13 protein-coding genes are annotated in these 23,974 nt (G+C 47.3%); 9 read left to right on the top strand and 4 right to left on the bottom strand.

All coding sequences use genetic code 11. From position 1 onward, the window contains the following. Window positions 1-32: 32 nt before the first annotated feature. Entirely contained in the window at window positions 33-1,313 is a 1,281-nt protein-coding gene (locus tag BK120_RS04675; protein WP_076266325.1) for a glycoside hydrolase family 125 protein, read from the bottom strand. Beyond that, complete coding sequence (locus BK120_RS04670) at window positions 1,288-4,113, bottom strand: alpha-mannosidase (RefSeq protein WP_076266621.1); 2,826 nt, start codon at window positions 4,111-4,113, stop codon at window positions 1,288-1,290. The genes BK120_RS04675 and BK120_RS04670 overlap by 26 nt, the downstream gene beginning before the upstream one ends. Before the next feature lie 414 nt (window positions 4,114-4,527). Here BK120_RS04670 and BK120_RS04665 point away from each other — a divergent pair, with 414 nt between their 5' ends. The 3 genes from BK120_RS04665 to BK120_RS04655 all read left to right on the top strand — a co-directional run bounded on the left by BK120_RS04665 (window position 4,528) and on the right by BK120_RS04655 (window position 8,077). Beyond that, complete coding sequence (locus BK120_RS04665) at window positions 4,528-5,412, top strand: ABC transporter permease (protein ID WP_372238957.1); 885 nt, start codon at window positions 4,528-4,530, stop codon at window positions 5,410-5,412. A 19-nt stretch (window positions 5,413-5,431) separates the two neighbouring features. Then, window positions 5,432-6,343: a carbohydrate ABC transporter permease gene (locus BK120_RS04660; RefSeq protein WP_076266323.1), complete on the top strand. Its 912-nt coding sequence runs from the start codon at window positions 5,432-5,434 to the stop codon at window positions 6,341-6,343. A 120-nt stretch (window positions 6,344-6,463) separates the two neighbouring features. Then, window positions 6,464-8,077 (top strand): extracellular solute-binding protein, encoded by a 1,614-nt coding sequence (locus BK120_RS04655; protein ID WP_076266322.1) that lies wholly within the window; start codon window positions 6,464-6,466, stop codon window positions 8,075-8,077. 85 nt (window positions 8,078-8,162) lie between these two features. Here BK120_RS04655 and BK120_RS04650 read toward each other — a convergent pair whose 3' ends face one another. After that, complete coding sequence (locus BK120_RS04650) at window positions 8,163-10,496, bottom strand: helix-turn-helix domain-containing protein (RefSeq protein ID WP_256710796.1); 2,334 nt, start codon at window positions 10,494-10,496, stop codon at window positions 8,163-8,165. Between the two features lie 133 nt (window positions 10,497-10,629). Between BK120_RS04650 and BK120_RS04645 the strand changes: the two genes are divergently transcribed. The 4 genes from BK120_RS04645 to BK120_RS04630 all read left to right on the top strand — a co-directional run bounded on the left by BK120_RS04645 (window position 10,630) and on the right by BK120_RS04630 (window position 19,149). Beyond that, window positions 10,630-13,749: an alpha-amylase family protein gene (locus tag BK120_RS04645; RefSeq protein ID WP_144376686.1), complete on the top strand. Its 3,120-nt coding sequence runs from the start codon at window positions 10,630-10,632 to the stop codon at window positions 13,747-13,749. Between the two features lie 1,277 nt (window positions 13,750-15,026). Beyond that, the gene (locus BK120_RS04640; protein ID WP_076266320.1) at window positions 15,027-16,199 is read left to right on the top strand and encodes a PP2C family protein-serine/threonine phosphatase; all 1,173 of its coding nucleotides are present in this window, start codon (window positions 15,027-15,029) and stop codon (window positions 16,197-16,199) included. Window positions 16,200-16,268: 69 nt separating this feature from the next. Further along, the gene (locus BK120_RS04635) at window positions 16,269-16,643 is read left to right on the top strand and encodes a hypothetical protein (protein ID WP_076266319.1); all 375 of its coding nucleotides are present in this window, start codon (window positions 16,269-16,271) and stop codon (window positions 16,641-16,643) included. 208 nt (window positions 16,644-16,851) lie between these two features. Further along, window positions 16,852-19,149, top strand: a complete 2,298-nt coding sequence (locus BK120_RS04630) for a helicase C-terminal domain-containing protein (RefSeq protein ID WP_144376696.1) — start codon at window positions 16,852-16,854, stop codon at window positions 19,147-19,149. Here BK120_RS04630 and BK120_RS04625 read toward each other — a convergent pair whose 3' ends face one another. Next, the gene (locus BK120_RS04625) at window positions 19,150-19,638 is read right to left on the bottom strand and encodes an HPP family protein (RefSeq protein WP_076266317.1); all 489 of its coding nucleotides are present in this window, start codon (window positions 19,636-19,638) and stop codon (window positions 19,150-19,152) included. Between the two features lie 514 nt (window positions 19,639-20,152). Between BK120_RS04625 and BK120_RS04620 the strand changes: the two genes are divergently transcribed. Both BK120_RS04620 and BK120_RS04615 read left to right on the top strand, forming a co-directional pair. Continuing rightward, complete coding sequence (locus tag BK120_RS04620; RefSeq protein ID WP_076266316.1) at window positions 20,153-21,898, top strand: ABC transporter ATP-binding protein; 1,746 nt, start codon at window positions 20,153-20,155, stop codon at window positions 21,896-21,898. Window positions 21,899-21,920: 22 nt separating this feature from the next. Continuing rightward, window positions 21,921-23,942: an ABC transporter ATP-binding protein gene (locus BK120_RS04615; RefSeq protein ID WP_076266315.1), complete on the top strand. Its 2,022-nt coding sequence runs from the start codon at window positions 21,921-21,923 to the stop codon at window positions 23,940-23,942. Window positions 23,943-23,974 lie beyond the last annotated feature (32 nt).

The raw sequence follows: 23,974 nt of genomic DNA, 5'->3' as shown, positions 1-23,974 counted from the left end.
TTATTTGTGTGAGAACTTACCCGTATACGAGATTATACGATTTCTCTATCCATCGCCTCGCAAATCAACATGGCGAACAGGCTGTTGGACCAAGCGAACCATTCTCGCGAGAATACGGAAGGATCATCCTTATGGAAGCCCTCGTGCATAAAGCCTGTATCAGCATCCGTATTCACGAGCATATCGATCAGCTCTTTTATTTCTTCATTATTATCAGCAGTCAGCGCTTGCATCGACAAAGCCATATGCCATACATGCCCGGCAGGCGTATGAGGGCTGCCTATGCCTTTGGCGAATTTGCCTTCAAAGTAAAACGGATTTTCATGGCTCAGCGCAAACCTACGTGTGTTTTGATAAATGGGATCGTCCACAGGCGCATAGCCGAAATAAGGAATAGACAGCAGTCCAGGTGTACCCGCATCATCCATAAGACAGTAGTTTCCATACCCGTCCGTTTCATAAGCATAAATTTTGCCGAATACCGGATGATTGACGATGCCGTACGCTCTAATGCCGAAGTCGATCTCCTGCCGCAGCTTCTCTGCTCTTGCAGCCAATTCTTTGTCGCCATACACTTGATCCGCAATATCCCGAATATAGCCCAAAATAACGACGGCAAACATGTTGGAAGGAATGTTGTAGCCGAACAGGCAAGCATCATCGCTTGGACGGAAGCCCGACCAAGACATGCCTGTGTAGTTGACCGGCAGTCCTAACCCGTCATTTTGCAGCGTTTCGGTTTCTTTAAAGCCTGGACGCACGAAGCGGTAAGGGGACTTTTCTTCATGCCGCTGCTCTGTTTTGATTACATTGACGATCGAGTTTAAGGCTTGATAGCAGGCATCGTCGAAAATATCGCTTTTGCCTGTTTCCTGCCAGTACATATAGGCGAGCTGAGTAGGGAAGCACAAGGAATCCAGCTCATATTTGCGCTCCCACATCCAAGCTGTCATATCCGATTGGTCACCTGCATTATAATGTTTGCCGCTTGCCGTCTCATTAAATGCGTTCGTATAAGGATCTATATTAATGTAGAACATCTGACGGCGAATTACGCCGCTAATAATACGCTGCAGTTCAGCATCCTCCTTGGCATAAGGGATGTAATGACGAACCTGCTCCGTAGAATCACGCAGCCACATCGCCGGAATATCTCCTGTAATGACAAAGGTTGTGCCATCGTCCAGCAGCTTGATCGTTGTCTCCAGCGTATTTGGAAAACAATTTTTGAACAGCTTTTGCAGCTTGGGACGATGCGCAAGGCGCTGGTCTGCCTCAGCCAATACGTTAATAATGGAATCTGGTAATTTCATAAGGTTTGCCTCCTGATTGTAGAGAGTAGGTTATAATTTTTGCTTTTCCAATGGTTTGGCGTACATCGCTGTTCTGAATGCTCGCGGCCTCTTGACGGCGTTCCAAAATATCGCTTTGATAAATATGCTCTACGCCAAAATTAGCTTCAAACGCCAGCTCCTGCGGCTCGCCCGCAAGGTTGTACCAACGAATAATGACATCGCCGCTTTGCTGCGACACTTTAAAGGCGGACAAAGCGAACCCTTTGCCTTCCCACTTCAGTGGCTCATAGGTTGCCGGGAGCGAGCCTTGTTGATTTCCGGTTTGCAGGTGGAACCAAGGCGCTTGGAATTGGTAAGCTTTCACAAATGCCTCCGAAGAAATAGCATCGCCGGCGTGCGGGAATAGGGAGAACTCTACGGTATGCTCGCCAAGGCACTGCGCCTCTGGTGTCGGGAATACTCCCCAATCTCCCAGCTCAGAAACAGAACGGAGAAGCGTAACCGCTATGGTATTCGATCCATCGCGTAGCACTTCGTATTCGTTAAGGCCTTTATTAGCGACGCTTAAGCCGTGTTCGCCGTCCGACACACTAACAAATGCATGTTGATGCTGGGCATTGCTTGGATTTATCCACTCCTCCGCTGGCGTCGTATCACGGGAAGCGACCTCGAAGATCGAGTCAGCCAAATGCTTGTCCGACTTCAGCCCAGTAGGGAACAATACGCGAAGGCGATGATCCTTGGCCTGATTATTGAAGGATGCCTCCAGCTGCAGCCCTCTGCCGGATTGCTCTAGGCTAACGCGAGTGACGATGCGCATCGGCACCATATGCTCAACTCGTTGGGCCTGCCGATCACGGAAACGGACCATTTTTCGTTTTTCAGATGTGAATGTATCATCAGCTCTGGCTGGAATTGCCCATTCATGTACAATCTCGTATGTGGCCCGATAGGTTTCATTCTCAACAAGGGTTATAGTTGCCGGAATACCCTTGGTTGTAAGAGGCTGTTCTCCCTCAGGCTGCCGGAATACATATTCATTGCCAATGTCGCCGCAATCCTCGTAAATGCCAAGTCCTTGGAATGTCTTCCCGGTTACTTTATCCGTTAAATGATATGAGCCGTCTGCTTCAAAGCTTACAGCAATATATTGATTTTCCATGCCGCTTGGGCTGGCGATTAGTGATGTGTTAGGCGCTAAAGCCGGGGCTGCAGCGGATTCATGCCAAGCATATGTTTTGAAGCCAAGTGCCGGAACCCGGCTTGCTTCAAACGTTAACTTTATTTTGCGAGCCATATAAGGCTGGCGGAATTTATCCTTCGGCAGCTCATAACCGAAATGAACGCCTAAATCCTCCACTTTGGCAGCAATCGCATAACCCTCGTCATCCAGCAGAGCCCCATTCTCCAAATGAAGCGGAAGCTTCTCAAGCCGTTCAGCAATGGCAGCAGGGTTAGGCCCTTCCTTAAAATAAGCTTTGGCAACGATGAGCTCCGCGCTTACTGTGCCGCTGCGCTCCCAACCCGTCATGTTAAAAATAGTAACAGGCACGCTGGATTCACCCCATGCTTTAACCCCGCTCGTATCGATCTGTCCCGCAATTGCACTCAGGCTCTCCGCTATAATGGATTCGGCCGTATGGCGGCTCTTATCGAATCGCGTCACCATTTCCTGATGCACTTCGTCTACGCTGCAGCCGCAAATACTGTCATGGGGATGATTTTGCATAAGCGTCTTCCAAGCATAGGTCAATAGCTGATGCGGATAGCTTTGGCCGCCGACGAGATGTGCAAGTGCAGCTAGAGGCTCAGCGCCTTTCTCCAGCAAGGTTTGTCCCCGCTGATTGAGCTGCTTCAAATAAACCCGAGCGGAAGCCGTATTGACGAGCGTGCTCCACCCGTCTGTATGCTGGCTGCGCAGCTCGCCCTCGACCGTCGTCAAATGAGAAGGCAGCTGCCCCTTCAATGCCTCGATATATTGCTCAAAGCTGGAATGAACAAAGGTAACGTCCGGGAAAAGCTCGCTTGCCGTGCGAATACCCTCGGATAAGTTGGTTTGAACAGGTTGATGATCACAACCGTTCATGAAAAGAAGCTCTGGCGTAGAAGCGTATTTGCTGGCATCGCCAAGCCGTTTGGTCCAATAGGCTTTCGCTTCTTCTGGATCAGTCGGCACTTCCATCCCGTTGTTGTACCAGTTAGCAAATAGCAGTCCGAGCACGGACGAACCGTCAGGAGAGGTCCAGTGCATTTCTGAATAGGGAGATTCATAGCTGGAGCCGGTCGTTTCACCGACCATATTATCGAAGCCGGTCGGCTTAACGCCCCGTCCAAACACAGCGGTATCCATATCTGCTTGCTTCAGCATTTGTGGAGCCTGCCCCATATTTCCGAAGGAATCGGGGAAATATCCAAGCTTTGAAATAACGCCATAATAAGCAGCGTCTTGATGCCCAATCAACAAGTTGCGGACATTCGCCTCGGAGCTTGTCAGAAATTCATCCTGCAGCACATACCATGGACCGATAATAATTCGGCCTTCTCGAATGTATTTCTCGAGCACTTCTCTTTTCTCAGGATGAATCTGTAGATAGTCTTCAATAATGATCGTCTGTCCGTCCAGATGAAAGCTGCGGAAGCTGTCATCCTCTTCCAAGATGCGAAGCAAATCGTTCATTAGCTCTGCGAGCAGCGTATGGTGGTATTCGTAAGGCATGTACCATTCGCGGTCCCAGTGCGTGTGTGAAATAAGATGGGCGGTTTTGTTTGTCACGGTCAAAAGCCTCCTGAATTGGATTGGAATTGTATGCGTGTTCATAAGAGATAATTGATAACGGCTGTTCAGAAACAGGCATTCGTAAGAAAGGTTCACACATTTATCCGCAAAGCACAATATGTATCACTTGCACCCCATTTTCGGACAGCATATCTAACACATTAAGAGCGTTCTGATGAGCGAAAATAGGACAACTGTCATTGCGAAAAGCCTGTAAAACCCTATGGTTACGGCGTTTTCGAATGACAATGCAGATCATACATATTTACCGTTGATGGTGAAAATGACTACAATTTGGAATGTAAGCGCTAGTCAATTACAATGCCGGTTGCCGGTAGAGTGAAGCTGCGAATAACAACATAGAGAGAGGAGGATTCGAGAGAGATGGAAGGAAACGAATTGCAAGCTGTTCCATTAAACAAGAAGACAAGCGGAAACAAGTCGCTCGCAAAAAAGATGCTGCAAAACTGGGAGCTCTACTTATTTATGACTCCTGTCATGCTGTACTTTCTTATCTTCCATTATGGTCCGATGTACGGTATCCAGATTGCTTTCAAGAACTTCATTCCGACAAAAGGCATTATGGGAAGTCCGTGGGTAGGCTTCGAGCATTTTGAGAGATTTTTTAACTCCTATTATTTTTGGGACTTATTGTGGAATACGTTCAGCATTAGCTTATATGAACTGGCCATCGGTTTTCCGCTGCCCATTATTCTAGCGTTAGCATTTAACGAAATTAAGAACGGCTACTTTAAGAAAACTGTGCAAACGGTTACTTATGCACCGCATTTTATTTCTGTCGTTGTTATGGCCGGGATGATTATCACTTTCTTGTCGCCATCATCGGGAATGCTTGTGAGGCTCATCGAGCTGGTTGGCTTGGAGCCGGCTGCTTATCTTACGGATCCAAAATGGTTTAAGACGGTGTACGTCTTATCAGGCGTGTGGCAAAGCGCGGGGTGGGGGACAATTATTTATCTTGCAGCATTGTCTGGCGTAGACCCTCAGCTTCATGAGGCTGCTATCGTCGATGGCGCAAGCCGATTCAAACGAGTGCTGCACATCAACTTGCCGACGATTGTACCGACCATCACCATTTTATTGATTTTGAACATGGGCAATATTTTGGGCGTTGGCTTCGAGAAAATTTTGCTGCTGCAAAATCCATTAAATATGGGATCATCGGATGTCATTTCTACATTTGTTTACCGAACCGGGCTAGTAGATGCACAATATAGCTTCTCTACGGCCGTGGGCTTATTCAATTCAGTCGTGAATGCGCTATTGCTTATTATGGTCAACAAAATTGCGAAACGCACAAGCGAAACCAGTCTTTGGTAGGAAGGAGGAGCAGAAACGTATGGTTACAGCAGTAAAAGAATCAAAGGGCGATAAGCTGTTTCTCATTTTGAACTATATTTATTTGCTACTAGCGTTAATCGTTGTGTTGTACCCGGTGCTCTATATGGTCAGCGCTTCGATAAGTGATCCGAAATACGTCAATTCAGGCGAAATGTGGCTGTTTCCGAAGGGGATTACATGGGAAGGGTACAAGCTGGTATTCGATAACGCGAAGGTTTGGAACGGTTATCTCAATACGATCATTTACACGGTCGTGGGTACGCTGCTCAATCTAGTCGTTACCCTGCCTGCCGCGTATGCGCTGAGCAGAACCGATTTCATCGGGCGCAAACTGTTCATGGGCATCATTCTAGTTACGATGTTCTTCAGCGGAGGCCTTGTGCCAAGCTACTTGTTAATTAAAAACCTAGGCCTCATTAACAGCATGGGTGCGCTTATTTTGCCAGTCGCAGCCTCAGTATGGAATATCATCGTGGCGAGAACCTTTTTCCAGTCTACGATTCCGAAGGAGCTGCAAGAGGCTGCGCATATGGATGGCTGTACGAACTTGAAGCTATTTGTCCGTATTATTTTACCGCTATCCTCACCGATTATTGCCGTTATGGCTCTCTTCTATGGAGTAGGGCATTGGAATAGTTATTTTTCTGCATTGATTTATTTGAATGACGAGGCGAAATATCCGCTTCAAATGATTTTGCGTCAAATTCTTGTGCTGCAGGAAATGACAGCAGAGACTACGGGTGCCGCGGTTAGCGGTGAAGTAGCGATGGCGATGAATTCCAAGGCAGATGCGGCTTCTTTGGTCAAATATGCGGTCATTATCGTATCGACGCTTCCGATCATTGCCGTTTATCCGTTTTTGCAGCGTTACTTCGTACAAGGCGTCATGATTGGCTCTGTAAAGGGTTAGTTGCCTTGTTCGGAGCTTTTCCGAAGGACTTTGTGAGATAATGGACGAAGGAAATCATTCCTTCGCTTATTATATAGCATCATTTAAATAGAATAGAGGAAAAAAAGGGAGGATTTAAGAATGTACAAATCAAGAAAAGCAGCGTCCTTGCTGCTTGCAGGTGTGATGACGGTTACATTGCTTGCAGGCTGCGGCTCTAACGGCGACAAGGAAAAAGGAAATACGACTGGAGCGGGAGCAGGAGCAGCTGCAAACGTGAATAAGGAAGGTTTTCCAATCGTTAACGAGAAACTTACCTTAACGCTAATGGCGCCGGACATCGGTATTCAGAACTGGAATGACATGCCGGTAATGGACGAAATGGAGAAATTGACGGGCATTAAATTTGAGTATTTGAATGCGCCTAGAGACAGCTTTGATACGAAAAAAAATCTAGTTTTTGCAAGCGGCGATTATCCTAATGTATTGTTTGGCGCAAAGCTAACTCAGGCTGAAGAGCTTAATTATGGTGGACAAGGCATTCTTATTCCACTGGAAGACCTTATTGACGAATATGCACCGAATGTGAAGAAGCTGCTTGAGGCTTACCCGGATATTCGCAAATCCATCACAGCACCGGACGGGCATATCTACTCCTTGCCAAGATTTGATTTAAACCAGCCATGGTACCGCAATCCGCTTTGGTATAACGGCGACTTTCTGAAAGCGCTTGATATTAAGAAAATTCCTGAAACAACGGAGGAATTGTACACTTATTTGAAGCGGGTCAAAGAAGAGGATCCGAACGGCAATGGCCAAAAAGACGAAATTCCACTCGCTTCCTCCTCGAAGATGAGAGATTTGCGGACGTGGATTCTAGGAGCTTTTGGCGCATATGAGGAAGAAATTTATGTAGATGACAAGGATGTTGTTCATTATACGCCTATGGAAGAGCCTTACAAGGCGTACCTGGAATACATGAATCGTCTTTGGAGTGAGGAACTGCTCGATCATGAGTCCTTCTCTCAAACGGATGATCAGAAGAAAGCAAAAGCTAAAAACAATCAAGTCGGATTGTTCTCGGAGTGGCATGCATACTTTACACTCGGCGGCGAGCCGGACACAGAAGATGTGCTGTTCAGCCCTGTGAAGAGCGATATGGTAGCAGCTCCTGCAATTGCAAAAAATAGAGGTTATTCAACAGGCGCCTTCGCAATTACGAGCAGCAACAAAGCGCCGGAAGCATCGATGCGTTGGGTCGATTATTTGTACTCCTATGATGGAGCAATGCTGTTTGACAAAGGACCTGAAGGTACGCTCTGGAAATACACAGACAAAGCTTCAATGACGAAGGAATGGCTGCCTGTTCCAGGCGGCGGCGATCGGGAGGAATACCGCTCAACACTTACGCCTAACTATGGTATTGCCGCGCCTATGGTAATTAGCGATGACCTTACAAAGGGCTTGAAAACAGAGTTCGATGAGTGGGTAGCCAAGGAAAATAAGGAAAAGCTGTTGGATCGCGGTGCAAGAGTTCCGTTTCCAGCTTTGTTCTTAACTGCAGAAGAGTCGGCTGAGGTTACAAAACTTCGCTCTGACCTGAGCACTTATGTTATGCAAATGGAAGCTAAGTTTATTACAGGTCAAGATTCGATTAGCGGTTGGGATAAATACGTTGGCACGATCAAGAAAATGGGTGGAGAACGGATGGCGGCGATTTATCAGACGGCATACGACCGCTGGAAAACGAGCTAACATCCAAGTAAATAAGCCAACTCTTGCACCGGGAACGGTGCTTAAGAGTTGGCTTTGATTATGAGCATGATGACAATGATGGGCTTTACTCCACATGGTGGACTTCGGGAGCATTAAGCTTACGGTATTGCCCTGGGGTAAGGCCTGTTTCTTTCTTAAATTTACGAATAAAGTTCGGTGTATCCAAGTATCCGACTTGCTCAATAATGTCTTTAAGTGGAGCATCGGTGCTCAGCAGCAGGCGCATGACCTCATCCATACGGCAGCGCGAAATATATTGTGAAAAGTTGAGGCCTGTTTTTTCTTTGAAGCTGCGGCTCAAATAGGAAGTTGAGATTGCGTATTTCAAGGCGATATGCTCCAGACTGAGCGTGTAATCCGCATATTGCTGATCCACGTACGCTACGATATCGTCCATTAAAGAATGCTGCTCGGTCTCGGTATTTCGTTCCACCTGGTCGCAAATTTGTTCGGCAAGCCTGTTTAGCTTTTGTTCGGTTTCTTCGAGTGTATCGAAGGTTGCCAAGGCAGAAATATGCTGAATAACGCTGTGCATGCCCATTTCAGAGGCTGCCCGCAGCAAGGCGTTTAGCAGGTCATAGCAAAAGCAGCGCAGTAAGGATACCGATAATGACTCGTTTTTCATATCAAGTATGATGCTGCTAATCATTTGTCTGGCTACGATTGCGTTTCCTTGCTTTAAGCTTTGCTCTAGCTTGAGCAGCGATTTTTTGGAGATCCAGAAGGTCTCTGTATCAGGCGAGCTGAGCTCTGCCAAGTGTTCAAAGTAAGTGACATGGCCATTACCGCCTGCCAATCGGAATTCCAGCGCGGTAGCCGCTTCGATAAAGGATTGATTAAGCTCTGCCAGATTCTCGTATGGCGTACCAACCCCTAGTGATGGCAGCAGCTGCGAGTTTTCCATAATCATGAGCTTTATGGACTCAACGATTTGTTCAATCTGCTCCTGCAAAGGTACGGACTCTGCTGGTACAAGGCTAACCATGAACGCAAATTGCTCTGCTGGGGAGAACTCGATCCCATAAACTCGCGAATGAAGATCCGGCAGCTCCAATTCATGGAGCATTTCCTGCATCTGCTGGCGTTCCTGACGGGAATTTTCGCCCGTATTGGAAGCATTCCAAGCCAAAATAACAGAGAAATAATATCCTTGCCCCTGCGGAAGCTCAAGCCCTGCATCCAAGACTAGCTGCTCGATCTCTGGGTCGTCAGGCTTGCCATGCTTGAGTAGAAGAAGTAAGCATTGATTGCGAACATAAGGCACCTGTATATCTATTCGAGCATTATAATCATGAATGGTCTGCTTGATCCAATCCCATTCATTGCTGATTTTTGCTGAATCTAATGCAGTGCTTTTGCTCTTTTGTTTGGCGAACTCCATTAAATCTTTAATGGGATGGTATTGACGCTTGGCCAATAACATAGCTGCGGCAATGCCCGTCAGTACGACGATACTGAATACTAGCAGAATCAGAGTCTGAATGTGAACGACACGGCTGAAAAATTGATGGCTCGGCATTGCGGCGACGTAAGTCCATCCATTCTCTTGCGATAGGACAGCAACAACAGACTGCTTCTCGCCGTTCAGTGTCAGGCTGTGAATGCCTGGCTGCAAAGCAGAGAGGATAGCTAAGTCACCCTGCGGCATGCTTGCTCCATGATTATTGGCCGTCAGCATTTTGCCGTCCTGATCAAAGATGTAGCTGCTGCCGGAAAAGTTGTTGAGGATGGAATCCATGACTCCGGTCAGCTTGGACTCTTCCATCAAATAGACAACGGTTCCATAAGGAAAAGGATCATTTGGCATAATCGGAACGAGCAGTGTAAGCATAGATTCCTTGCGATAGTTAACGTTGACCTGCTCAGCAGGACGCATAATCGGACCTTTGGCTTCATTTAGGTCATGAAGCAAATCCTCTTTACTCACTTGATTAAACTGATAGGTTTGGCTGAATAGAACATCTACATTGGTAAGACCGCGAGATGAGTAAATAGTAGAATCATCATGGAAATATAGGAATAAATCTTCCAAAATGCTGCTGTTGGCTTTGTAGGTAGAAAGTTGACGAATAGCTTCCCAGCCAAAATAGGGATCACGAACCATATAAGGCGTTAATTGCTCGTCGTAGGCTATTTTGCTGGCGATTTCCTGAAGCTCTCTCATCCGGTCATCAATCGTCATTTTCACTTGATTCAATTGATTCACATTGGACTGCTCTATCTCCGAGCGAAGACCAGTGACTGCGTTTTCATAAACGAATATGGTAACTCCGGTCAAAGGGATTAGGAAGATAAGTATGTACGACAAGGCGTATTTCAGAAGCAAGCTTGATTTCAAATGATTCCAATTTATTTTGGCTCGTGACAACGAAGTTGACTTATTTGTGAGCTTTGACACGACTGTGTTCGCCTCCAGTACGTAATTGTAATCCATGTTCAATCATGACGCTTAGTCTTCCATTATGCAATAAATAGCGGATCATGGAAAGTAAAGATCCATAAACAATAGAGAAATGATAGGAGCGAGAACCATGAAAGCAGTACTATTTTATGACCCTACTTTTCCGTTAGACGGCTGTGCGCCAAATACAGAGGCACTTCAAAAGCTGAATAGTCTGTTTAAAGTAACCGATGCGGAAGGATTGTCAGCAGCTCTTAAAGAAGACGGGGTAGACTGCCTCGTTCATTTGCACGGATCGTATTTTCCGATGGCATCATGGCCGGAAATACTCGCTTTTGTAAAGCGGGGCGGGGGATTGATACATGCAGGCGGAGCCCCTTTTAAACAGCCGGTGAGCCGGGATGGCGAGCAGTGGGACGTCCAGCAGGAAATGACAGCATACCATCAGGAACTATTTATTCATGAAGCGCTTGCTGTCGATCATACGCGTTCAACTGAATTATGCCACAATCAGGAGCTGCCATTGCTGCAGGGCAAGGAGCATTTGTTCACGATTGAACCTACGTTTGGCCTTATTTTACATGTGACGCATGAGCGGGATCAGCTGAATCAGGCTACGGGCTCGCAGGGACCGATGAATGCACACATTCGCCCGCTTCTGAAGGGAATGTCTGCCGATGGCCGGGAGGTATCGGCTCCTGTCGTTCTGATCGAGCATAACAAGGGCGACTTTGCAGGCGGACGCTGGTTGTTTGTGAATCAACAGCTGACTGACCGTTTCTGGTCGGGCGCAGGTGCGGATGCTCTTGCAGAATGGGCGGCATTTTGTGCGAGGGGTGTGACTGAGCTTTGGATTAAGCCGAGCTACGCGGTTTATTATGAAGCAGAGAGACCGCATCTGACGCTTCAAGCACAGCAGATTAAAGCGGCATACGGCTATGAGCAAAGCGGCAAGCAAGAGAACTGGTCGATGGCTATTTCTATTTATAAGCAAGGAGAGGCTAAGGCGGTATGGGAGCATCGGTTGAGCGTGAGTGTTGGAAGCGAAATCGAGTATATGAGTTTTAGTGTACCGCTCTCTATTGAACCTGGCTTGTATGAGATCGTATGTGAAGCCGAAGCCGAAAGCGGAGAAAAAAGAGTTCTGCGGCAGGGCTTCTGGGGGTATGACCGCGATTTGCTGGAGAGAGGTACGCCGCTTGCAGTTGGTCGGGATTATTTTGAGAAAAATGGCGCTCCCTTCCCGATTGTAGGAATGACGTATATGACCTCGGATGTTGGCCGGAAATTCGTGTCTATGCCGAATGCTGCGATCTGGGATCAAGATATGGCGACGATGAAGGAAGCCGGCATCAACCTGATTCGTACCGGTTTATGGACGGCGTGGCGGCATCTTATGTTCGAGGATGGACATGCATCGGAGGAGCTGCTCAGAGCTGTAGATGCTTTTATTTTGACAGCGGCTAAACATGAGATTGAAATGACCTTTAGCTTCTTCGCCTTTGCTCCCGAAGCTTGGGAAGGCAAAAATCCGTATCTCGATCCAAGAAGTGTACAAGCACAAAAACGGTTTATCGCAGCGATCGTATCCAGGCATAAACACACGTCCAATGTACAGTGGGATTTGATCAATGAGCCGTCATTATTTGATCATATGCGCATTTTCTCAGGACCTCGCTCCATGCATGATCCTTTTGAAAAAGCAGCCTATGTGAATTGGCTGAAGCAGCGGCACGAATCGATTGGCAAGCTGCAGGCGCGGTGGAATATGACGAGCACGGAGCTGCCGGACTTTGAAGCGGTCACCTTGCCGGAGCAAACGGACATCGCGTTTGATATTCAAGACGTGAAGAAGCTGAAGAAAAATACGCGCTGGCTGGACTATACACGATTTACGATGGATATGCATAACCGCTGGGTAGGGGAGCTTACGGCAACGATTCATGCCATTTCCCCGCGTCAGCTCGTGACTGTTGGTCAAGATGAGGCGCTTGGCATGGGGCCGCGTCCTTCTCCGCTAATTTATGCGGAAAGCGTAGATTACACAACGGTACACACTTGGTGGCTAAATGACAGGCTGCTGTGGGACAGCGTATATGGCAAAGATCCAAGCAAGCCGACCTTGATTCAAGAAACGGGCATTATGTATGTGGAAATGCCGGATAATAGGGCGAAGCGTTCCGAGGAAGAGCTGAGGAACATCTTAGAGCGCAAATATGCATACGCTTTTGCCGCAGGCGGCGCAGGTGCGGTGCAGTGGCTGTGGAATACAAACTATTTCATGGACAACGTTTGCGAGTCGAATATCGGAGCACTGCGGGCTGATGGGACACAGAAGCCAGAAGCGGATGTATCCTATGATTTCGGCAAGTTTATTGGGCAGATATCGAGCTTGTTTGAGGAACGCCAGCTAGAGGAGATTGCGGTAGTGTTTCCTTACTCCAATGATTTCTCCAGCCGCCGTTTTGCTTGCGAAGCGACAGGAAACTTGACTCGTGTACTGGGCTACGAAATGAAGCTTCCGCATCGCGGCATTGGAGAGTTTCACTTGGAAACCTTGCAGCGCGACAAACCGAAGCTCATTATCGTTCCGAGCGCGCACAACTTCAGCGATGCTGCGCTGACGGAGCTGCTTGCGCATGTTGAAGCGCATGGAGGCACACTGCTGTTCACCGGACCTATTGGGCTGGATGAATATTGGAAGCCAACTTCACGGGCGGAATCGATTGTGGGACCGTATCGTTTAAGCAATATATCGCGGGAGGAAACGCTGCAAATTGGCGAGCGTACCTTCAAAGCTTCTTTCGGAGGCAAGAAGATTGGCGAGTTGAACAAGGAAATTGCTTTGGACAGCAGCGGAAGCTATTCGGATGGCATTTCAACCGTTCGTACCGTAGCCCACGGATTAGGAAAAGTCATGTGGTGTCCGCTGCCGCTGGAGCTAAACGAGCGTACGGATGCACTCATTGCACTTTATGAGGCTGCGCTGCATGAGGCTGAGGATTTGAAGCCAGGCATCGTATGGGAAGCAGGCGGAGACCACCCGGGGATCTTTGGCAGCAAGCTGCAATTTAAGCAAGGAAGCTTATATACTTTTATCTCGGAAGCGGGTATGGACTGTCCTATTACTGTGCGTGATGCCGAAACCAACAAGAGCTACAGCTTCGTGCTGGAGAGCGAACGCTCGGTTCTATTTGCGACGGATTTGGAAGGAAATGTGCTGGCGTCCTATCGCGATATTATCGTTTGAGTGATGTAATGGGGTTAGCTTAGACAACTGCAATATTTATCGAGAGGCTGCTTCAAAGGTAGATAAATCTACTTTTGGAACAGCCTCTGTTTCTTTTTAGGTGGCTGTTTTCAAAAAAACAGCTTCACTAACTGTAACTGAACGAAGTTAAACAAACATAAGCCTACTTTCTAGCTCTATTTTTGAACAATGGGATCTATTGAAGAAAATAAGGCTAAATTTTAGCTCTATTTTCGCTAAAACGTCTCCAAATCATGCTGATTTGTGGGAGTGAGGAAGTTTAAGGCTAAATTCTAGCTCTATTTATGAATAATGGGCTTGTTTGATGAAAATAAGCCTAAATTTTAGCTCTATTTTCGTTGAATCGGCTCTAAATCGTGCTGATTTGCTGGTGATGGGAAAGTTTAAGACTACTTTCTAGTTCTATTTTTGAATAATGGGCTTGCTTGATGAAAATAATCCTATATTTTAGCTCTATTTTGTTTGAAACGGCTTCATATCATGCTGATTTGCTGGTGATGGGAAAGTGTAAGACTACTATTTAATTCTATTTTTGATTAATGGACTTGCTTGATGAAATAAGCCTATATTTTAGCACTATTTTGTTTGAAACGGCTTCATATCATGCTGATTTGCTGGTGATGGGAAAGTATAAGACTACTATCTAGTTCTATTTTTGATTAATGGACTTGCTTGATGAAAATAGCCTATATTTTAGCTCTATTTTGTTTGAAATGGCTTCATATCATACTGATTGCGAGTGATGAGGAAGTTTAGGACTAATCTCTAGTTCAATTTATGATCAATGGGCTTGTTTGTTGAAAATAAGCCTATATTTTAGCTCTATTTTCACTGAAAAGGCTCTGAATCATGCTGATTTGTGGGTGATGCGGACGTTTAGGACTAATTTCTAGTTCTATTTTGATTATTGGCAGCGTTTGATGAAAATAAGCCTATATTTTAGCTCTATTTTGCTGAAACGGCTCCGAATCATGCTGATTTGTGGGTGATGAGGAAGTTTATGTCTACTTTCTAGCGCTATGTTTGATTAATGGCAGCGTTTGATGAAAATAAGCCTATATTGAGCAGGGGCGGATGAGCATGCCGCATGGCTTCTTACCTTTTTGGAAAGCACCCTCTTTTTGTGCATCGGTTCCTTTCTGTCTAAGAAGTTGCTTATTATGCACATTTGCAACTCATGGTTTCGGCATAAATCGCTGCTTACGCAAATAAAATGGTAGATGGTGGGTGACAAGCTGAGGCGAGGCGGGGATCTAATGAACAGAAGAGGGATCATTAAAGGTTTGGCTATTGTTTTATTGCTGCTTGTAATCGTCTATATCGGAGTAGCAGCGATTCCGGATAAGCAGCTGGAACAGCTGTGGACTAGTGAGCAGGGAGAGATTATTGAGATAGCGATCGCGATTGGGATGATTGGCTTTGGGGCCCTGCTTATCCTGATTATTGTATTCGATCTTCCAGCTGGCAATAATCGCATAAGCAATCCCAGCCATGGAGTGGTTGAAGCCGCTGGAGCTGGAGCGAAGAAGGAGTCAAGACCAGGGGTTGCCGTAACGCCTGCTTGGGAGCCGCCACCCGTCCCTCTAAAAACACCTTCAATCGAGCAGATCGTTGGAGCCGCAAACGCTGCTGCTGAGTTGATATCGAATAGCCGCAATGCTGTCATCACGATGAAGGTCATTACCGGTCATGCACAGCATATTGGCGAGCGTGAGGAGCAGCAGGATGCTTATGGCTTCTCGTCACTCGATGATGAAGAAGCAATTGAGCGTCACGGTGTGCTTGCTGTGCTTGCGGATGGCATGGGCGGCTACGCTATGGGGAAGGAGGCGGGGCAGCTTGCCGTGCAAACGATGCTGAATGAATATATAGCCAAATCAGCAGAGGAGTCTATCCCGCGGGCATTGGAGCAGTCGCTGCATCTTGCCAATCAAGCTGTTTATGAGATGGCGCTAAGTCATGAGCTGGAATGGAGCGTCGGAACGACGCTTATTGCGACCGTCATTCATCAAGGAGAGCTGTACTGGATATCTGCCGGCGACAGCCGAATTTATTTGTTTCGAAGCGGAGTGCTCATGCCGCTAACGAGGGATCATATTTATGCGAATCGGTTACGGGAGTATGTTTTGGCGGGCAATCTAACACTGGAGGAAGCCGAGTCGCACCCGGAGCGCCATTTGTTAACAAGTTATTTAGGCATCCCTCGCATAACAGAAATCGATGCCAATCAAGAGCCGCTGCACCTTTTGACGGGCGATCTCGTTATATTGTGCAGCGACGGGCTCTATGATGATTTATCAGATAAGCTGCTGGAGGAGGCGTCGTGCTTATATCCTCCGCTTGCCGCAGCGTTTATTTTGCAGCATGTGCTTGCAGGGCAGAGGCCTTACCAGGATAACGCAACGATAGCCATATTGGCTTGTGTGTAGGCTTATGGTTAGAAACGCCCAGATAGTGGGTAGTATAAGGTAGGTGATATGAAGAAGGAGGTCTTTATAATGGATAATGAACATGATGTGCGGCATGCTAAAAGCTTAGCAACGGAAAAGGATATCGATCCTGATTTTGGTTTGTTTACGGAGGATGCAAGTGGCGCAGCTGTGCCTCATGCATCGGAGCTGCTGGAGAAGCAGCATCCCGATACACACGTGCTTGAATCTCATATTCCAGCTTCACTGGATAATCGTGCGGGGCTGGACGACGAGGTAGATACGCCAGAGGAAATTTCTGAGGAGCTGGCTTCGGTGCCCGATGCGGATGTTATGGCGAAGGACAGTCCGATCGATCCTGCGTCTCCCAGTGAGGAATTCCACGGCATTGACCTATTGAATGGTGTCGGCAATCACCCTGAGGATGAGACGGAAGAGCTCTAACTACTGATCCGCATAGATTAGCTTGAGAATAAGGCTTCCATAATAGACGTCTATGTTGTATTCCATACAATATTGACGTCTATTTACATGCGATAAGTAGCTTCGCCAAGCGAATAACAAACATAACTGTTGTGCGATGACGATGATGCTTATGTTACAATAGAGGAACAAATGTTCTTTATGGGAGCGGTAGAAGGAAAATATGCTGATAAACGATACGGTCACGATATCGGTGAGAAACTTAGTCGAATACGTATTTCTGAGCGGCAGCATCGACGTAAGGCTAAATGCCATCGATACGATGCATGAGGGCACGAAAGCGCATCAGAGAGTACAGCTAACCTATGGTGAGCAGGATCAGAAGGAGGTCTATGTCAGAGCGGATATCCAGTTGGATGATCTGCTGTTTGTCGTGGACGGACGCTGTGATGGACTGCTTGGGACAGACCCGATATTGACCGTAGATGAAATCAAATCGACTGGCGGTGACTTGGATCGTATAGCGGAGGACGGTTACCCCGTCCACTGGGCGCAGGCGCTATTTTATGCCTATATGTATGCTAAGGAGCATGAACAATCCGCAATGCGCGTACAGCTTACCTATGTGCAGACGAAGACAGAGGAAGAGCGGCGGTTCATGCGGGAAGTCAGCTTCGTAGAGCTGAAGCAATACGTTTATGAGATTACTGCGCGATATGCTCCCTATGTGCAGCAGCTCCGAAAGCATGAGCAGTTAAGGAATGAGAGCATTAAGGGGCTTGCTTTTCCGTTTGAAACGTACCGAGCAGGGCAGCGCAAGCTTGCCGGAGCGGTATATAAATCAATAGAGGAAGGCGTTCGTTTGTTTGCGAAGGCGCCTACGGGTATAGGAAAAACCATATCGACGACCTATCCAACGATCAAAGCGATAGGAGCAGGCATGCTGCAGCGTTTTTATTATTTGACAGCAAGGACGACAACAAGAGCGGCAGCCGAGGACGCCTTGATTTTCATGCGCGATAAAGGGCTGCATCTGCACGCTGTGACGATTACAGCAAAGGATAAAATATGCTTTCAGGAGGAAGTCCGCTGCGAGAAAGAGCATTGCCCTTACGCGGAAGGCTACTATGATCGGATTAATGGGGCCGTGCTTGATATATTGGATCAGGAAACGATTATGACGAGACCTGTTATCGAAGCCTATGCCCATAAGCATAAAGTTTGCCCATTCGAATTTTCGCTGGATTTGGCGTATGCATCGGATGCGGTTGTCTGTGATTATAATTATATTTTTGACCCGCGCATTTCATTTAAGCGTCAATATGCGGAGATGAAGAAACGGACAGCGCTGCTCGTGGATGAAGCGCATAATCTTGTGGACCGTGCGCGGGAGATGTTCTCTGCGGAGCTGACGAAAGCTCCGTTTCTTGCGCTGCAGCGAGAGCTGAAGGGCGTGCATAACGAGGGGTATCGCACCGCCAAGGCAATCAATGATTATTTCATCGCACTGCGCAAAAGCAGCGATGGGGCGCCGCATCTGATTCAGCGGCAGCTGCCGGAGGAGCTGGTCGCATTAGTGGATGCATTCGCGTCGGCTGCTGAACAGGCGATAGCTATAGGAGCTAGCGGAGACAGTGCGCTGCTGGATACTTATTTTGCAGCGCAAAATTTTGTGCGGACAGCTAAGTTATTTGATGAGCGTTATGTCGTCTATATCGAGCTTTCGAAGAGCGATGTTCGGCTTAAGCTGTTTTGCCTTGATCCCTCTCAATTGCTGCAGCAGGTCGGCAAGGGTTATCGCTCGCATATCTATTTCTCTGCAACGCTCTCTCCCGTCTCGTATTATATGGACATGCTGGGAGCGGGAGAAAATGATTATACGCTTGCAGTGCCGTCTCCTTTTGCGAAGGAACAGCTTGATGTAGTCATTAATCCGCTTTCTACAAGGTACCATGACCGCGATCAATCTAAGCTGCCGATAGCGAAGCTGATTATGGAGCTGATGAGTGAGCGGCCGGGCAACTATTTTGTATTTTTCCCATCCTACGCTTACATGAATGCTGTTTATGAGACGTATATGGAGCTGAAGGAATGGTCTGTTCCAACAGGAGCGGCCACGGATGCAGAGGTACTGCTGCAAACGCCCGATATGACAGAGGAAGAGCGGGATCGTTTTTTAGGTACATTTCAGGCTGGGAGCGGGAAGTCCTTGATCGGTTTTGCGGTGATGGGCGGCGTGTTCTCAGAAGGCGTTGACCTCGTCGGAGACAGATTGGTCGGCGTTATCGTTGTTGGGGTAGGTTTGCCGCAGCTTGGTGTAGAACGCAATATGCTGAAGGATTATTTTAACGAGCAGGGCAAAAATGGGTACGATTATGCTTACGTTTTTCCGGGAATGAACAAGGTGCTGCAAGCTGGAGGAAGGCTCATCCGCTCGGAAACCGATCGCGGCACACTTGTGCTCATCGACGATCGGTATTTGCAGTCCCAGTATCAACGGCTTTTGCCTGAGGAGTGGAAGGGATAATCAATTGACAGAATCGGACTCTGTTTTTGGTTTGCGGCTGAGAAATGACGGCAATTGCACGGAACCAAACCTTTTCTCGACATATGCTGCAGCCGATAAGGTGATTAATAACCCGAGCAGCGATCCGCATACGGACAAGGGAACGACCCAGAATAACGTGGGATGTGTAAAAAAAGGAATGAGTGCGACGGCCAAAATCGGAGGCGCGTTCCATTTGAAGGTTCGGATGCAAAAAATAACGATGATAAGCGTGAGAAGCAGCGAAAGAGCGCTCGGGTTCCAGTGGGCAAATAAAGAGCCGATAAGCGAGGAAAGCACGGCGCCAACGGCGATTTTGCGAAGCTCGGCTTTCTCGAATGGACGCGAGATGAAGAGCAGGCTGAAGGCACCCAAGGTAGGGAAAAACAAGGTGTGCATACTCGGAATATGTAACGAAATCCAGTAAATCGTGATGATATATAAGCAGATTGCATAAGTTCTAATACGCATGCTGTAAAATCACCTTCTTTCTAAAATAAGTGGCTGCTGCGAGCCATTTTACATTTTACCTTCCCCGTTCTTGTACCGTCAATCGCTGATATATTCCATTTGCCATCTTGCTTTGCATAATTTGTTTTTTTACCAATCGGTATTGACAGTAATTTCTACGGATGGTAAAGTGACTAATATATTTTAGCGAGAGGAGGGTTACGTTACATGAACACTTACGATTACAATCAATTTGCAGCGAAGAATAACCATCATTTGAACATGAATAACGTAATCCATCCGCGCGTTGTTTCACTTTGATTAAAGGGTAAACCCCATCATCAGAGGCGCATGATTACGTCATCGTAATTATGCGCCTTTTCTATGACCTCGCGAGACTTGACTATGTTCTAAGTCGCGTTTTTTTGAGGGGAAGAAGCGTGTCGTTACGACGACACGCTTTTTTTTGTGTTCTCGGGAGTAAATCGAAGGTAAACGAAGCTTGGATGGATAGCGGAAGGTGTGGTAGAGAAGCATGTTTAGTGTACTCAAAAAATTAAGCTGGTTTTTTAAATTGCATTGGAAGCGTTATACGGTTGCTATAACACTTCTAGTTCTAACAGGAATTATTGATGTCATCCCGCCTTGGCTTATTGGCTATACGATTGATGGCATACATCAGGATCTGCTCGGTCAAGCCGATTTTAATCGCGTGCTTTACGGCTGGATCGCACTAACGGTAGTAGGTTATGTCATTACGTACATATGGCATTACAAGCTGTTTGGCGGAGCATTTGTGCTGGAGAAGCTGCTGCGGTCGCGATTAATGGGACATTTTTTACGAATGACCCCCACCTTTTATGAACGCAATCGGACGGGCGATCTTATGGCGCGCTCGACCAATGATTTAGGAGCAGTAGCGCAGACAGCCGGCTTCGGTATTTTGACGTTAATCGATTCGACCTTATTTATGATTACGATTCTAATTGTTATGGCAGGCTTGATAAGCGTGAAGCTCACGCTTGCCGCATTGCTGCCGCTGCCGCTTATGGCGCTTGCGATGAAGCATTATGGTAAAAAAATTCACGAACGTTTCATGGACGCGCAAGACGCATTTGGCGATTTGAACGATCAGGTGCTGGAATCGGTATCTGGTGTTCGCGTCATTAGAGCATTCGTTCAGGAAGAAGCAAGCGAGGCGCGTTTCAGCGCCAAAACAAATGAAGTGCTTAACAAAAATATTGCTGTTGCGCGCATCGACGCGTTATTCGAGCCGACGATGAAAATACTCGTTGGAACAAGTTATTTGATCGGGCTTTGTTATGGCGGATATCTTGTATTCCATAATGAAATTACGCTCGGGGAGCTCGTATCCTTCAACGTGTTTCTTGGTATGCTGATCTGGCCGATGTTTGCAATCGGTGAGCTCATTAACATTATGCAGCGCGGCAATGCTTCGCTCGATCGTGTAAGTGAAACACTTGGCTATAAGCCTGATGTTGCTGATGCAGCAACGCAGGTGAAAGTAGATGAACCAACGTCCGTTGAATTCAAAAATGTGACGTTCCGTTACCCGTCCTCCCAAGTCGACAACTTGGTTGATCTCTCCTTTGCGTTATCGCAAGGGCAGACGCTTGGTATCGTAGGCAGAACAGGCAGCGGCAAGACTACACTGCTGAAGCAGCTGCTTCGGGAATATCCGCTAGGACGCGGCAGTATTCATATATCTGGAGAGCCGCTTGGCAGCTTGAAAATCGATGATATGCTGGGCTGGGTCGGATATGTGCCGCAGCAGCCGATCTTGTTCTCGAAGACGATTCGCGAAAACATTTTCTATGGCCTAAAAGAAGGCACAGACGCCGATTTGCAGCGAGCACTCGAGCGGGCTTCATTCGCCAAAGATATTAAGTTTTTGCCGGATGGACTAGAGACGATGGTAGGCGAGCGAGGCGTGGCATTGTCCGGCGGACAGAAGCAGCGCGTAAGTATTGCGCGTGCCCTTATCGCCGATCCGGAAATATTGCTAATGGACGATGCTTTGTCAGCTGTTGACGGGAAGACGGAATCCGAGATTATTGAAGGCATCCGTACAGAAAGAGCAGGCAAGACAACATTCATTACAACGCACCGGTTATCTGCAGTACAGCATGCGGACTGGATTATCGTTCTCGACGAAGGACGAATTGTGCAAGAAGGCACGCATGAGCAGTTGCTGGAGATGGGCGGCTGGTATCGCGAGCAGTATGATCGTCAACAGCTTGAGGCTATTATTGAAACGTAATAAATTGGAGGCGTGAAGAGCAATGGGCAACACAGGAAAACGATTGTTTCAATACGCCATGCTTTATAAAAAACCGATCCTGCTTGCGCTTCTTCTGCTCGTGCTTGCTGTATGCGCAGAGCTTGCGGGACCGCTAATTGCAAAACGGATGATTGACCAGAATATTCTCGGCATCGAGAAGAAATGGCATGAAGTCGAAGCAAAACAAGAGTATGCGGTTCTTTATAAAGATAAATGGTATAAGCGCGAGGATCACTTTGCCGCTTCGGAACAGAAGGGCAAGGAGGTTCGCGTGCTGCAGGTTGGACGCAAATTTTATTGGCTGGAGGATGCGCTGGCATCCGATCAAGGCAAACGTGTCGTAGAGGGGAACAATCTCTCGGTGACAAACAAGGAAACGGGCGAAACGGTCTCGTATCCAGTAACACAGCTTACATCACAAGAGCTGTATTCCTTCTATAAGCCGGAGTTTCCGGCGTTAATGAAGCTAGCAGCTATGTATTTCGGATTTTTGCTGCTCGTAGCTGTCTTCACCTACGGACAGCGGCTTATGCTGCAAACGTCAGCGAATCGTATCGTGCGCAAGATGCGTACGGATATATTTGCACACACGCAGCGGCTGCCGGTCAATTATTATGATAATTTATCGGCTGGGCAGGTTGTCTCGCGGGTGACAAATGATACAGAAGCTATACGCGAGCTGTATGTCGCTGTGCTGGCGAATTTCTTTACAGGTGTTATTTATATGGTGGCTATTTATGGAGCCTTGTTCTTGCTTGATGTGCGCTTAGCGCTTCTGGCTCTGCCGCTTGTGCCAATCCTCATCATTTGGATTATCGTTTACCGTAAATTCGCTGCTCGTTATAACCGTATCATTAGATCAAAGCTGAGTGAAATCAACGGAATGATCAATGAATCGATACAAGGGATGACGATTATCCAGGCGTTCCGCCGTCAGAAGGAGACGACGAAGGAATTTGAGGAAATGAATGAGCATTATTATAAATATCAAAACAAGCTGCTCAGCCTCAACTCTGTGACATCGCATAATCTTGTCAATGTTATACGGAATACATTGTTCCTCATTGTACTCATTATGTTCTGGGGCGATTCACTTCGTGGAGCAGTATCGGTTGGCGTGCTTTACGCATTCATCGATTATATGAACCGTATGTTTGCGCCGATCGTTGGTATCGTAAACCAGCTATCCAATCTCGAGACGGCGCGCGTATCTGCAGAGCGAGTATTTAAGCTGATGGACGAGGAAGGAATCGATGTCGTTTCCGGCAAAATGGACCGTTATAAGGGCGATGTTAAGTTTGAGGATGTTTCTTTTGCTTATAAAAAGGATGAGTATGTGCTGAAAAATATTTCCTTCCATGCTCAACAAGGCCAGACGGTTGCGCTGGTAGGCCATACCGGCTCAGGCAAAAGCTCGATTCTTAATCTGTTGTTCCGTTTCTACGATTCGAACGAGGGGAAGATCATCGTAGATGGCACCGATGTACGCGATATGCCTAAGCAGCTGCTAAGGCAGCATATGGGTATCGTTCTTCAGGACCCGTTCCTATTTACCGGAACGATCGCATCGAACATCAGCCTTGATAACCCGGAGATTAGCCGCGAGAAAATTGTACAGTCGCTGCGTGACGTTGGCGCTTACGACATGTTCAGTCAGTTCCAAGGCGGCATTGATGCCCCTGTTATTGAGAAGGGAAGCACACTGTCTGCTGGTCAAAGGCAGCTGATTTCCTTTGCAAGGGCGCTTGCTTATGATCCGGCTATTCTTATTCTCGATGAGGCGACAGCCAGCATTGATACCGAGACGGAAGCCATCATTCAAGAGGCGCTTGATGTACTGAAGAAAGGCCGCACGACGTTCGTCATCGCGCATCGCCTGTCGACGATTCGCAGTGCAGATCAAATTCTTGTGCTTGATCGCGGTGTCATTGTAGAGCGCGGCAGCCATGATGAGCTTATGGAGCATCGCGGCAAATATTACGCGATGTATCAGCTGCAATTCGGCGCAGCATCTGCATCATAGAAAACGGCAAAAAAAGGCTAAGCGAGAGTCAT

It is taken from the genome of Paenibacillus sp. FSL A5-0031 (genome assembly GCF_001956295.1).
Lineage (GTDB): Bacteria > Bacillota > Bacilli > Paenibacillales > Paenibacillaceae > Pristimantibacillus.
The sequence above is the reverse complement of the archived record's forward strand: the minus strand, read 5'-3'. Positions and strand labels throughout refer to the sequence as shown.